This is a genomic window from Devosia sp. P3_B2, from assembly GCF_056402875.1.
The window spans coordinates 268,426-280,343 of sequence record NZ_JBFUGO010000001.1 but is presented as its reverse complement, the minus strand read 5'-3'; the positions used below and the strand labels follow the sequence as shown (position 1 = coordinate 280,343).

The window sequence follows — 11,918 nt, the reverse complement described above, 5'->3', positions numbered from 1 at the left end:
TCGCCCTCGGGTTAGCCTTTTAGAACTTCCGCGAGGGTTTGGCCAATCCTCGCAGGCGACTGCGACACCTTTATGCCCGCACGTTCCATTGCCGAGATCTTGTCCTCGGCGCCGCCCTTGCCGCCGGAGATCACGGCGCCGGCATGGCCCATGGTCCGGCCCGCCGGAGCAGTACGCCCGGCGATGAACCCGGCCATCGGCTTCTTGCGGCCGCGCTTGGCTTCGTCGATCAGGAACTGCGCGGCGTCTTCCTCGGCCGAACCGCCGATTTCGCCGATCATGATGATGGACTTGGTCTCTTCGTCGGCGAGGAACATCTCGAGCATATCGATGAATTCGGTGCCCTTGACCGGATCGCCGCCGATGCCGACCGCAGTGGTCTGGCCGAGCCCGGCATTGGTGGTCTGGAACACCGCCTCATAGGTAAGCGTGCCCGATCGCGAAACAATGCCCACCGAGCCCTTCGAGAAGATCGAGCCCGGCATGATGCCGATCTTGCACTCTTCCGGCGTCAGGACGCCCGGGCAGTTCGGCCCGAGCAACCGCGACTTCGACTTGTCGAGCCGCGCCTTCACCCGCACCATGTCGAGCACCGGAATGCCCTCGGTGATGCAGACGATCAGCGGGATCTCGGCGTCGATCGCCTCGATGATGGCGTCGGCTGCCCCCGGAGGCGGCACATAAACTACCGATGCGGTCGCCCCGGTGCGCTCCTTGCCTTCGGCAACGGTCGCGAACACCGGCAGTGTCGCCGAGCCGTCGAGCCCGCTGGTCCACACCTCGCCGGCCTTCTTGGGGTTCACGCCCCCCACCATCTTGGTGCCGTAATAGGCCAGCGCCTGCTCGGTATGGAACGTCCCGGTCTTGCCGGTCAGCCCCTGCACCAGAACGCGGGTGTCTTTGTTGACGAGAATGGACATTGCGGCCCTTTACGAGATGGTTAGAGAGGAAGGCGAAACACGCCGGAACGTGCCTTTCGCCATGTCTTGCCAGTCCGCGGCGCCAGCGGGTCGGAACTCCAGCCACGTGCGGTAGCTGTCCTGGCTGTCAAAGAAGTAGCTGACGCGCGCCGAGCCGCGCTCGGAAGTGCGCACCATGACGAGTTCGTCACCCGTCCACGCACCGGAAGCCGGCACCGGCATGAAGCCCATCGAGTCGAACTGGTAGAGCTTGTAGGACCCGTCCATCCGGTCGAAGGCGAAGACGTTGTGGGACGCGAACGACGGCTTGCCGTCGCGCGCCTGGCGATAGCGCTGCACGACGTAAAGGCCGCCGCAATCCGGCTCGGTCACCAACTCGGCGGTCGCGAGGCCGGCCGGTGCCCACTGCGTTGCAGACATCTCCTCCTCGCCCTGCCATGCACCAACCAGCGCCTGGAGACGCTCGTGGCCTGTGGCAAGGGAAGCCGTGGAAGCGCTCATGCCGATGCTCAGCCCTTGACCGCCGCGACGATCTTCTGCGCCGCGTCGTCGAGGTCGTCGGCCGAGATCACGTTGAGGCCGGACGAATTGAGGATCGCCTTGCCTTCCTTGACGTTGGTGCCTTCGAGACGCACCACCAGCGGCACCTTGAGGCCCACTTCCTTCACCGCGGCGATCACGCCTTCGGCGATGATATCGCAGCGCATGATGCCGCCGAAGATGTTGACCAGGATGCCTTTGACGGCCGGGTCGGCAGTGATGATCTTGAACGCCGCCGTCACCTTCTCCTTCGATGCGCCGCCGCCGACGTCGAGGAAGTTGGCGGGCTCGGCGCCATAGAGCTTGATGATGTCCATCGTCGCCATGGCGAGGCCGGCGCCGTTGACCATGCAGCCGATATTGCCGTCGAGCGCCACGTAGGCGAGGTCGAACTTCGACGCCTCGATCTCCTTGGCATCCTCTTCGGTGAGGTCGCGCAGCGGCGCCAGTTCGGCATGCCGGAACGCGGCGTTGTTGTCGAAGCTCACCTTGGCGTCGAGGACGCGCAGGTGCCCGTTCGCCATCACGATCAGCGGGTTCACTTCGAGCAGCGACATGTCGGTCTCGACGAACGCCTTGTAGAGCGCCGGAAACACCGACTTCGCATCTTCCGCCGCCGAGCCATCGAGCTTCAGCGCCGCAACGATCTCTGCAACGTCCTTGGCCGTGACGCCGACCGTCGGGTCGATATCGACCGCGATGATCTTTTCCGGCGTGTCATGCGCAACCGCCTCGATGTCCATGCCGCCTTCGGTGGAGACCACGAACGACACCCGACCGGTGGAGCGATCGACCAGCAGCGAGCAGTAGAGCTCGCGCGCAATGTCGGCGCCGTCTTCGATGTAGAGCCGGTTGACCTGCTTGCCAGCCGGGCCAGTCTGCTTGGTCACCAGCGTATGCCCAAGCATTTCCTGGGCATTGGCAGCGACTTCCGCCGCCGACTTCGCCAGCCGCACGCCGCCCTTGGCATCGGCGGGAAGTTCCTTGAACTTGCCCTTGCCGCGCCCGCCGGCGTGGATCTGCGACTTCACCACATAGAGGGGACCCGGCAGCTCCAGCGCCGCAGCCTCTGCCTCGTGCGGCGTAAAGATCGCCACCCCATCGGCCACCGGCAACCCGTAGGTCTTCAGCAGCGCCTTGGCCTGGTGTTCGTGGATGTTCACCTGAATTCTCCTGTACCAAATACGCGGCTTGCCACCATCACTGGTTGGCCCCGCTGAAATCGGCGACGAGGGCCCGAGCCCCCGGGACGATTACGATCCTGTCGCTGTCGCAGTCGAAGAACTTCGCCATGGCGCCGAGTCCCCGTGCCGTGCCGTTGGCCTGCTCCGCCGCAGCGTCGACCACCGCAACGACACAGCCCGGTGCGTCCGGAGTGCCGACCTTGCTGACCACCAGCGCCTCCGCCTTGCGGCCGTCGGCATCGATCAGGAAGCGGATGACGGCAGCCTGCACGCCATCTTCATCGTCCAGCCACTCGATGGTCTTGCCGAGATTGTTGAAGGCCGAAAACGTCTGGAACGCCTCGTTGCGGACGCCGAAATCGACATCCATCCGGGCGTCGCCTTCCGAGACGAACACGTCGAACAAGCCATGGCCGTCGCAACGCAGGTCTGCCCCGCCGCCTTCCTCATAGACTTTCAGCACCTTGCACGCGTCGAGGTCGAGCGTCGTGTAGGTGCTCTGTGCCCACGCCGGACCCGCCGCGGCTGCGGCGAGCATGGTCAGCACGATGAGGAAAGTCCGGTGGGCGCGCACGGCGTCCCCCTTGCCAGTTACGCGAGCTTCGGCGCGATCTTCTTGCAGGCCTCGACGAGGCCGTTGACCGCGGCCACCGACTTATCGAACGCCTTCTGCTCGGAGCCCGACAGCGAGATCTCGACGACCTTCTCGACGCCACCGGCACCCAGGATCACCGGCACGCCGACATAGGTGCCCTTCACGCCGTATTCGCCCTTGAGATAGGCGGCGCACGGCAGGATGCGCTTCTTGTCCTTGAGGTAGCTCTCGGCCATCTCGATCGCCGACGTCGCCGGCGCATAGAACGCCGAACCTGTCTTCAGCAGCCCGACGATCTCGGCGCCGCCATCGCGAGTGCGCTGGATGATCTGCTCGAGCTTTTCCTTGCTCATCCAGCCCATCTTCACGATGTCCGGCAGCGGAATGCCCGCAACGGTCGAGTAGCGCGCCAGCGGCACCATGGTGTCGCCATGGCCGCCGAGGACGAACGCGTTCACGTCCTGCACCGAAACCTTGAGCTCATCGGCGATGAAGTGGCGGAAGCGCGACGAGTCGAGCACGCCCGCCATGCCGACCACCCGGTTCGCCGGCAGCCCGGAGAACTTCTGCAGCGCCCACACCATCGCATCGAGCGGATTGGTGATGCAGATGACGAACGCCTCAGGCGCGTACTTCGCGATGCCCGCACCCACCTGCTCCATCACCTTGAGGTTGATCTCGAGCAGGTCGTCGCGGCTCATGCCGGGCTTGCGCGGCACGCCAGCGGTGACGATCACCACGTCGGCGCCGACGATGTCCTTGTATTCCGAGGTCCCCTTGAGGGTGGCGTTGAAGCCTTCGACCGGGCCGGACTGGCTGAGATCCAGGGCCTTGCCCTGCGGCACGCCGTCGACCACGTCGAACAGGATCACATCGCCCAGCTCCTTGGTCGCGGCCAACAGAGCCAGAGTGCCACCAATCTGTCCCGCACCGATCAGAGCGATCTTCTTGCGCGCCATCCACCGAACCCCGTTTTGCTTATGCTGGAAATTGCGCGCTCCTATTAACCCTAGAGGGTGACGGGGGCAAGTCAGCCGTACGTCCTACCGGCTGAGTTTTCATCACATCGGAAATTGCCCATTCCTTGGGCAAGTTGACGAGTCCGACACTTAGTGCAGCGCCGCCCCATCCCCGCGATGCGGCGCCGCTAGATACTCCGCCGACTGCATCTCGATTAGCCGCGATACGCAGCGCGCGAACTCGGCTTTTGTCTTGTCGTCCTGTCCAAGCTCATCGAGCGGCACCGCAAAGCTCGCCGCCAGCTTCGCCCCACGATCGTAGAGCGTATCCACCAGCAGAATGAACCGCTTCGCCGCGTTCGATTTCAACCGGTCGAACTGCGGCACATGATCGATCATCACCGCCTCGTAGGCGTGGCTGAGCTTCAGATAGTCGCGCGCGCCAAGCGGCGCTTCGCAAAGCTCGGCGAATGTAAACCGCGCCGCCCCCATCGCCGCCCGCGGCACCGGTATCACCCGCCCCAGCGAATGCAGCTCCGCCGGCTCACCCTCGGCGCCACCGGTGAGCTTCAGCCACAGCCGGTCCATCGCCGCATCGACCTCGGGCCCCGCGCCATAGTGATAAACCGCCTCGCCCTCGAACTTCAGCCGCCGATAATCCGTCGGCCCATCGAGCTCGACGATCTCCGCGTGCTGCTTCAACTCGGCGATGAACGGCAGCACCAGTTGCCGGTTGAGCCCGTTCTCGTAAAGATCGTCCGGCCGTGTATTCGACGTCGCAACGATCGTCACCCCGCCGGCGAACAGCTTGTCGAACAGCCGCCCCAGCAGCATCGCGTTGGTGATGTCCTGCACCTGGAACTCGTCGAGGCACAGCAGCCGCACCTCGTCCAGCAACGGCTTCACCACCGCCGCGACCGGGTCGGCGCTATCCGCCTTGCCCTTCGCCGATTTGCGGAATTTCGCGATCGCCTCGTGCATCTCGTCCATGAACTCATGGAAATGCACCCGCCGCTTTTCTGTCGTCGGCGCCAGCGAGAAGAACAAGTCCATCAGCATGGTCTTGCCACGCCCGACCTGCCCGACGAGATACACCCCGCGCACCGGCTCCGGCCCGCCGAACAGCCCGCCGAGAAATCCGCGCGAGCCGTTCTGGGCGGCAAACTCTACCGCCACGCGATCGAGCGCCGCCGCTGCCTTGAACTGCAATGGATCGGGAGTGAGCGCGCCGCCCTTGGTCAGCGCGTTCAGTTTGTCGGTGATTGGTGTGCCTGCAGGCCCCCGCCGCCGGCTAGCCAAGCTAGCCGACCATCGTGATGCCCTGGCCGCCGGCCAGAGTGCCGATGAACTGGCTGCCGCTGAGGATCAGCGAGGCGATGATGTCACCGGCCTCGTCGAACAACTGCACCTGGCTGCCCACCAGCTGCCAGCTCGCCACCACTTTCAGGCCGGCGAGAGCGCAACCCGGCGTCGAGGCGCGATAGCGCGACGTGCCCGATTTCGCCGTCTGCGTAAGGTTGAGCTTGCACTGCTCGGCGCCCGAAACCACGGTCCAGCCGCCCAGCAGCTTCTCGACGGTCAGCCCGGTCGAGAGATCCCGCCCCGGCGCCTGCGGCACCGAGCCCAGCGTCGCGAACGAACCATCGGCACTCGCCACCTGCGCCGGCTGCCCGATCTGCCCCGGCGCACCAAGCGGCGCCGGCTGGGCAATCGCGCCCGGCTGCACGGTCGTGCCCGGCAGCGCGTTGAGGTCCGAACTCGCGACCGGCGTGTTCTGGATCGGGGTGATGGTCTCGGCCGAGGCGATGCTGGAAGTGGTTACGCCGCTCGAGGCGCAGCCGCTCAGCGCAAGCGCCAAACCGGCAATCACCACCATGGAAACGCTTGCGCGTCTCGAACTCATCATCGGCCCTGCTCCGCCAGATGGTTAAGAATTGGTGACCGGCGATACAGCCTGAACGGCAACGCCGTCAACCGCCAAAGCCCCGCTTCCCCTATGCGACGATCAATGTGGCAGAGTTAGGGAGTCGTCGCCGCAGCCGCCGCTGCGTCTCCCTCCCCCTTGCGGGGAGGGATCAAGGGTGGAGGCGCAACACGCTCGGACGGATCGGCCCCCTACCGCCTCAGCATCTCCGCCACCAGCGCATCGGCGAGCAGCTTGCCGTCGCCCGCCTCTTCCTCCGGCAGCTCGATCGGAATGCCCTTCGGCCCATACACCCCCGGCAGCCCCGGCAAGCCGCTGTCGCCGCCTTCCTTCGGATGAAACCCATGCGCCTTCAGCGCCGCGATCAGCACGCGGGCGACGGACGGATCCTCGATCTCGGCGATGGTCTCAAACAGCTTATGCGAACTCCCGTGTCACCATCATCTGCTTGATCTCGGCGATTGCCTTGGCCGGATTGAGCCCCTTGGGGCAGACCTTGGCGCAGTTCATGATGGTGTGGCAGCGATAGAGCTTGAACGGATCCTCGAGGTTGTCGAGCCGTTCCTCGGTCGCCTCGTCGCGGCTGTCGATCAGCCAGCGATAGGCCTGCAGCAGCACTGCTGGGCCCAGATATTTCTCGCCGTTCCACCAGTAGCTTGGGCACGAAGTCGAGCAGCAGGCGCAGAGGATGCACTCGTAGAGCCCGTCGAGCTTGGCGCGGTCGTCGCGCGTCTGCAGCCATTCCTTCTCGGGTGTCGGCGTCGTGGTCTTCAGCCACGGCTCGATCGAGCGGTGCTGGTCGTAGAAGGTGGTGAGGTCCGGCACCAGGTCTTTGATGACAGGCATGTGCGGCAGCGGGTAGACGCTGATATGCCCGGCGAAATCGTCCATGCCCTTGGTGCAGGCAAGCGTGTTGGCGCCGCCGATATTCATCGAGCACGAGCCGCAGATGCCCTCGCGGCACGAGCGGCGCAGCGTCAGCGTCGGATCGACCTTGTTCTTGATCCACAGCAGCCCGTCGAGCACCATCGGACCGCAATCGTCGAGATCGACGAAATACGTGTCGAGCCGCGGGTTCTCGCCCGAGTCCGGATCGTACCGGTACACCCGATATTCCTTGAGCCGCGTCGCCCCTGCCGGCTTCGCCCAGGTCTTGCCCGGCATGATCCGCGAGTTCTTGGGGAGCGTGAATTCAGCCATGGCCCTATCCTACAACTTTGCACGTCTTGAGCGCCGCGGCCGACGTGTTGGTCACCGCCATCACGTCATTGGCGCTCAAATTGCCGATCACTGCCGGATCGAACAGTTTTCCGGGGTCGGTCTGCGCGTAGGTCGCGAGCTTCATCAGCTCCGGCTTCAGCTTGGCCGACAGTTCCTTGGCGTAGCACTGGCAGCTTTCCGCGGTCGCGCCCGGCACCTTCGAACAGGAATCGGCAACCGCCTGCGCATCCGCCGACAGCCCGCCGCACCCCGCAAGCCACAACGTCGCGAACGCGCCGGTAATCAGTCCAATGGCTCTCGTATGCTTCAGCGACACAGGGCTTTCCTCAGTAGTTCGGCTTGCAGATCTGGTTCGATTTGGCGACGTAGGTGTTATAGGCCGAGTACTGGCCTGCCGGCGGCGCTTTGCCCTTCATCGAGGCGATCACCATCGCCATGAATTCCTCGTCGATCAGCGTCATCGCCGCATCGGCTTTACAGCTGCACAGCGCATCGTCCGAAGCGATGCCCATGCAGGTCTTGTAGAAATCGGCCTTCTGCGCCTCGCTCGGCGCCGCCTGTGCCACGCCGCCCAGCATCCCCAGCGCCAGCAGCGCCACCAAAACCCGCTTCATCATTCGCCCCGTTTGTCTCACCGCAATTCTCTGCGGATCATCAGTTTCAAACCCGACCAGATCTCGCTGACCGCCGCCACCTTGATATCGACCAACCCGATCGGCAGCACCACTTCGCGTATCACATCTTCCGTGATGTCGGTTTGAACCTTCGCCGCCTTCTTCGGCCATGAGATCCAGATCACCCCATCCCGGGTAATCGCCTCCATCAACGGCCGCGCATTGTCTTCCAGCACTCCGCGAGAGGCGGTGAAGCCATGGATATAGTCCCAGCCCCCGGTCCCACGCCAACCGTCCCACTCGACCTCACGAACCTCAGCAAAATCCCGCGCCGTCGCCAGCTCCTCAAGCTCTTCCGGCAACGCAAGAAACAGCACCCGCTGCCCATCCTTGAGCCCGAGCTTCTGCGGCAGCGGCGTGCCGGAATAGCCGGGGACGGTCACGGCTTCGGCTCCGTGCCCTTCGGCACTTGACGCTGAAGATCGATACTAAAGCCTTCCCGTCCGCCCCCGTCAGCGCTCCTGACGCCGTTGCACGCAGCCAACCGAAGCTTCGCGCCCGGCTTGATCACCACGTCGCAATCGAACTGAGCAGCATGGAAGAACCAACCGCCACCACTAGGTCTGTTGATGACGAGTCGTTCACCTTCGAAACGGTAGTGAGCGTCCCGGACCATCGTAGGCGCTCGCTGGAAACCGTCCAGCGTCGTCACGCCCCGATCCTCCGTTACTCGCAGGAGCCCGCTTCGCTCGAAACACATGGTGATCCAGTTGTCGTAGTCGGTGATGGTTTGCGCCGACCACGTCCAGCAACCGTGGAGGGCGGTCGCAACCTCAGCTACCGTTCCATCGCGATGGTGAGGAAATCCGCGGACCCTCTCGTCCGCCGGCACCCTGATAAAGGTCGCATCAGCCACGCCCTCCGAACAGTTGCTGATCTTGATCTGGTCAACCGTGTCCGTGGTCAGCTCACACGAAAAGCGATCCTGCCCTTCGTCGTTCCAAAGCCAGCCTTCCCATTGCAGGTCGGTGCTGAATTCGATGCGGTTGCGCTCCAGTCTGTAGCGACCGTCGCCGCCGAACCCCTCGCCCCAGCCCATCACGGTGACAGAAATCTCCGAGGCGCTTTCGAAACAAATCGACGACGGCAGGATCGGCGTGTCCTCCGCCTCCTGCAGGTCCCAGCAGCCGGCCAAGGTCCTCGGCGCCGGCGCAGAGCTTTCGGCCCCTTGCGCTGCTGAGAGAGCAAGTGCGAGCGCCGCGAGTATCAGCGCCAGCCCCCTCACCTCAATACACCCGCGCCTTCGGCGCGATCTTCTTCAGGCTGATCCCGCCCTCGCTCTCCGGCGTCAGCGGGTCCACATGCACCGGCCGATACCCCAGCTCCACCTTGCCGGCATCATCGATCCAGCTCAGCGTGTGCTTCCGCCAGTTCACGTCATCCCGGCTCGGGAAGTCCTCATGCGCATGGGCGCCGCGGCTTTCGTGGCGCGCCTCGGCCGAAACCACCGTCGTCGCGGCGCAGGCCATCAGGTTCTCGAGTTCCAGCGTTTCCACCAGGTCCGAGTTCCAGATCATCGAGCGGTCCGAAACCTTGAGATCACCCAGCTCGCCATAGAGCGCGTTGATGCGCTCGACGCCCGACTTCAGCGACTCCGACGTGCGGAACACCGCGGCGTCTTCCTGCATGATGCGCTGCATTCTGTCGCGCACCTGCGCCGTCGGCGACGAGCCATTGGCATGCCGCAGCCGGTCGAACCGCGCCAGAATGCGCTCGTCCTCCGAGGCCACCGCCGCAGGCACCATCGAGCCCTTGTCCACCACCTTCGCCGCCCGCAGCGCCGCCGCGCGTCCGAACACCACGAGGTCGGTCAGCGAGTTCGAGCCGAGCCGGTTCGCCCCGTGCACGGAAGCGCAGGCCGCTTCGCCCGCCGCCATCAGCCCCGGCACCACGCGGTCGGGATCGCCTTCGGTCGGGTTCAGCACCTCGCCGTGATAGTTCGCGGGGATGCCGCCCATATTGTAGTGCACCGTCGGCAGCACCGGGATCGGCTCGCGCGTCAGGTCCACGCCGGCAAAGATCTTGGCGCTCTCGGTGATCCCGGGGAGCCTTTCGTGAAGGACCTTCGGATCCAGATGGTCGAGATGCAGGAAGATGTGGTCCTTCTTCGGCCCCACGCCCCGCCCCTCGCGGATTTCGATCGTCATGCAGCGGCTCACCACATCGCGGCTCGCCAGATCCTTGGCGTTCGGCGCATAGCGCTCCATGAACCGCTCGCCCTCGGAATTGGTGAGATAGCCGCCCTCGCCGCGCGCCCCCTCCGTGATCAGCACACCTGCGCCGTACACGCCCGTCGGGTGGAACTGCACGAACTCCATGTCCTGCAGCGGCAGCCCGGCCCGAGCCACCATGCCGTTGCCGTCGCCAGTGCAGGTATGCGCCGATGTCGCCGAGAAATACGTCCGGCCATAGCCGCCTGTCGCCAGCACCACGAGCTTCGCCCGGAACCGGTGCAGCGTGCCGTCATCGAGCTTCCACGCCATCACGCCCTGGCAGCTGCCATCGGCGCCCATGATCAGGTCGAGCGCGAAATACTCGATGAAGAACTGCGCGTTGTTCCTGAGCGACTGCCCATAGAGCGTGTGGAGGATCGCATGCCCGGTGCGGTCGGCCGCCGCGCAGGTGCGCTGCACCGGCGGGCCGTCGCCGAATTCGGTCATATGGCCGCCGAACGGCCGCTGGTAGATCGTGCCCTTGTCGGTGCGCGAGAACGGCACGCCATAGTGCTCGAGCTCGTAGATCGCCGCCGGGGCCTCGCGCGCCAGATACTCCATGGCGTCGTTGTCGCCCAGCCAGTCCGACCCCTTCACGGTGTCGTACATGTGCCACTGCCACGAGTCAGGGCCCATATTGCCCAGCGACGCGGCGATGCCGCCCTGTGCCGCCACGGTGTGCGAGCGGGTCGGGAACACCTTGGTGATGCAGGCGGTGTTCAGCCCCTGCTCAGCCATGCCCAGCGTAGCGCGCAGCCCGGCGCCGCCAGCACCGACGATGACCACGTCGAATTCGTGGTCGATGATCTCGTAAGCGGCCATGCGGCTAACCCCAGAAGACGAGCTTGGCGATGGCGCCGAGCACCACCACCACGATGAAGACGGCAAAGACGTTGTTGGCAACGAGCGCCAGGCGGTTGGGCTCGCCGTTCATGTAGTCCTCGATCACCTCGCGCATGCCGATCCGCATGTGCACGGCGACATTGACGATGAGCAGCGCCAGCCCGATCGCGACGAACGGGTTGCGCGCCAGCGCGATCATCTCGGCCGGCGCCCTGCCCGCGAGGCTGACGACGAACCAGATGATGAACAGCGCGAACAGGATGTTGATCGCGCCGGTGATGCGCTGCGTGATGAAGTGCCGGGTCGACGCCTTGGCCCGGCCGTAATGCGTCGAGGGCGTCTGGATCTGTGCCCGCGTGGGCTTGGCCGAACTCATTTGAACCACACGAAGATTGCCCAGACGATCAGCGTCAGTAGGATCGAAGCACCGAGCTGGATGCGGACGATCAGCTCTCGCCCGGCCGCGTCCATCGCCTTGGTCGCATCCCAGACGAAGTGCCGGATGCCGCCGAACATGTGGTGGAACAGCACCCAGGTGTAGCCGAACAGCACCAGCTGCCCCAGCCACATGCCGAACAGCCAGGTGACGAAATCGAAGAACCCGCCGCCGATCGCCGCCCCCACCAGCCACAGCGCCAGCAGCAGCGTGCCGCCATAAAGCGCAATGCCGGTCGCGCGGTGCACGATCGACATCGTCATGGTGAGCGTAAAGCGGTAGATCGAAAGATGCGGCGAAAGCGGCCGTGAAGAAGGAGCCATGCTAGTCTCGCGCCTCGCCCGCCGGGAGAAGGCCGGGCGCCCCAGTTTGGAATGGTTCGAGACTTCTAGCGACGCTTTGCAGGAAG

General features: G+C 64.8%; 16 protein-coding genes. All 16 read right to left on the bottom strand.

Features of this window, described 5'->3' with window-relative positions:
• Nucleotides 1-11 precede the first annotated feature (11 nt).
• Nucleotides 12-920, bottom strand: coding sequence for a succinate--CoA ligase subunit alpha (sucD, locus tag AC1DV8_RS01465; RefSeq protein ID WP_477148214.1), 909 nt, complete (start codon nt 918-920; stop codon nt 12-14).
• A 9-nt stretch (nt 921-929) separates the two neighbouring features.
• A complete protein-coding gene (locus tag AC1DV8_RS01460) occupies nt 930-1,421 on the bottom strand; it encodes a DUF1579 family protein (RefSeq protein WP_477156200.1) in 492 nt (163 codons plus the stop codon).
• Nucleotides 1,422-1,429: 8 nt separating this feature from the next.
• Nucleotides 1,430-2,623 (bottom strand): ADP-forming succinate--CoA ligase subunit beta, encoded by a 1,194-nt coding sequence (gene sucC / locus AC1DV8_RS01455; protein WP_477156199.1) that lies wholly within the window; start codon nt 2,621-2,623, stop codon nt 1,430-1,432.
• A gap of 37 nt (nt 2,624-2,660) precedes the next feature.
• Entirely contained in the window at nt 2,661-3,218 is a 558-nt protein-coding gene (locus AC1DV8_RS01450) for a hypothetical protein (RefSeq protein WP_477156198.1), read from the bottom strand.
• Nucleotides 3,219-3,235: 17 nt separating this feature from the next.
• Complete coding sequence (gene mdh, locus AC1DV8_RS01445) at nt 3,236-4,198, bottom strand: malate dehydrogenase (protein ID WP_477148217.1); 963 nt, start codon at nt 4,196-4,198, stop codon at nt 3,236-3,238.
• A 150-nt stretch (nt 4,199-4,348) separates the two neighbouring features.
• The gene (gene zapE / locus AC1DV8_RS01440) at nt 4,349-5,497 is read right to left on the bottom strand and encodes a cell division protein ZapE (protein ID WP_477156197.1); all 1,149 of its coding nucleotides are present in this window, start codon (nt 5,495-5,497) and stop codon (nt 4,349-4,351) included.
• 1 nt (nt 5,498) lies between these two features.
• Nucleotides 5,499-6,104: an AprI/Inh family metalloprotease inhibitor gene (locus AC1DV8_RS01435; RefSeq protein ID WP_477148219.1), complete on the bottom strand. Its 606-nt coding sequence runs from the start codon at nt 6,102-6,104 to the stop codon at nt 5,499-5,501.
• 209 nt (nt 6,105-6,313) lie between these two features.
• Nucleotides 6,314-6,493, bottom strand: a complete 180-nt coding sequence (locus tag AC1DV8_RS01430) for a hypothetical protein (RefSeq protein WP_477156196.1) — start codon at nt 6,491-6,493, stop codon at nt 6,314-6,316.
• 46 nt (nt 6,494-6,539) lie between these two features.
• On the bottom strand, nt 6,540-7,322 hold the full coding sequence (locus AC1DV8_RS01425) for a succinate dehydrogenase iron-sulfur subunit (RefSeq protein ID WP_477148221.1): 783 nt from the start codon (nt 7,320-7,322) through the stop codon (nt 6,540-6,542).
• 4 nt (nt 7,323-7,326) lie between these two features.
• The gene (locus tag AC1DV8_RS01420; protein ID WP_477148222.1) at nt 7,327-7,659 is read right to left on the bottom strand and encodes a hypothetical protein; all 333 of its coding nucleotides are present in this window, start codon (nt 7,657-7,659) and stop codon (nt 7,327-7,329) included.
• A 10-nt stretch (nt 7,660-7,669) separates the two neighbouring features.
• Complete coding sequence (locus AC1DV8_RS01415; protein WP_477148223.1) at nt 7,670-7,957, bottom strand: hypothetical protein; 288 nt, start codon at nt 7,955-7,957, stop codon at nt 7,670-7,672.
• A 17-nt stretch (nt 7,958-7,974) separates the two neighbouring features.
• Nucleotides 7,975-8,400 carry a DUF3052 domain-containing protein gene (locus tag AC1DV8_RS01410; protein ID WP_477156195.1) on the bottom strand — a complete coding sequence of 142 codons (426 nt, stop codon included), beginning with the start codon at nt 8,398-8,400 and terminating at the stop codon, nt 7,975-7,977.
• Complete coding sequence (locus AC1DV8_RS01405) at nt 8,397-9,242, bottom strand: hypothetical protein (protein WP_477156194.1); 846 nt, start codon at nt 9,240-9,242, stop codon at nt 8,397-8,399. The genes AC1DV8_RS01410 and AC1DV8_RS01405 overlap by 4 nt, the downstream gene beginning before the upstream one ends.
• A gap of 1 nt (nt 9,243) precedes the next feature.
• Nucleotides 9,244-11,052 (bottom strand): succinate dehydrogenase flavoprotein subunit, encoded by a 1,809-nt coding sequence (gene sdhA, locus AC1DV8_RS01400; protein ID WP_477156193.1) that lies wholly within the window; start codon nt 11,050-11,052, stop codon nt 9,244-9,246.
• Nucleotides 11,053-11,056: 4 nt separating this feature from the next.
• Nucleotides 11,057-11,449, bottom strand: coding sequence for a succinate dehydrogenase, hydrophobic membrane anchor protein (gene sdhD / locus AC1DV8_RS01395; RefSeq protein WP_477156192.1), 393 nt, complete (start codon nt 11,447-11,449; stop codon nt 11,057-11,059).
• Entirely contained in the window at nt 11,446-11,832 is a 387-nt protein-coding gene (gene sdhC / locus AC1DV8_RS01390; protein WP_477148228.1) for a succinate dehydrogenase, cytochrome b556 subunit, read from the bottom strand. Before sdhC ends, sdhD begins: the two co-directional genes overlap by 4 nt.
• Nucleotides 11,833-11,918 lie beyond the last annotated feature (86 nt).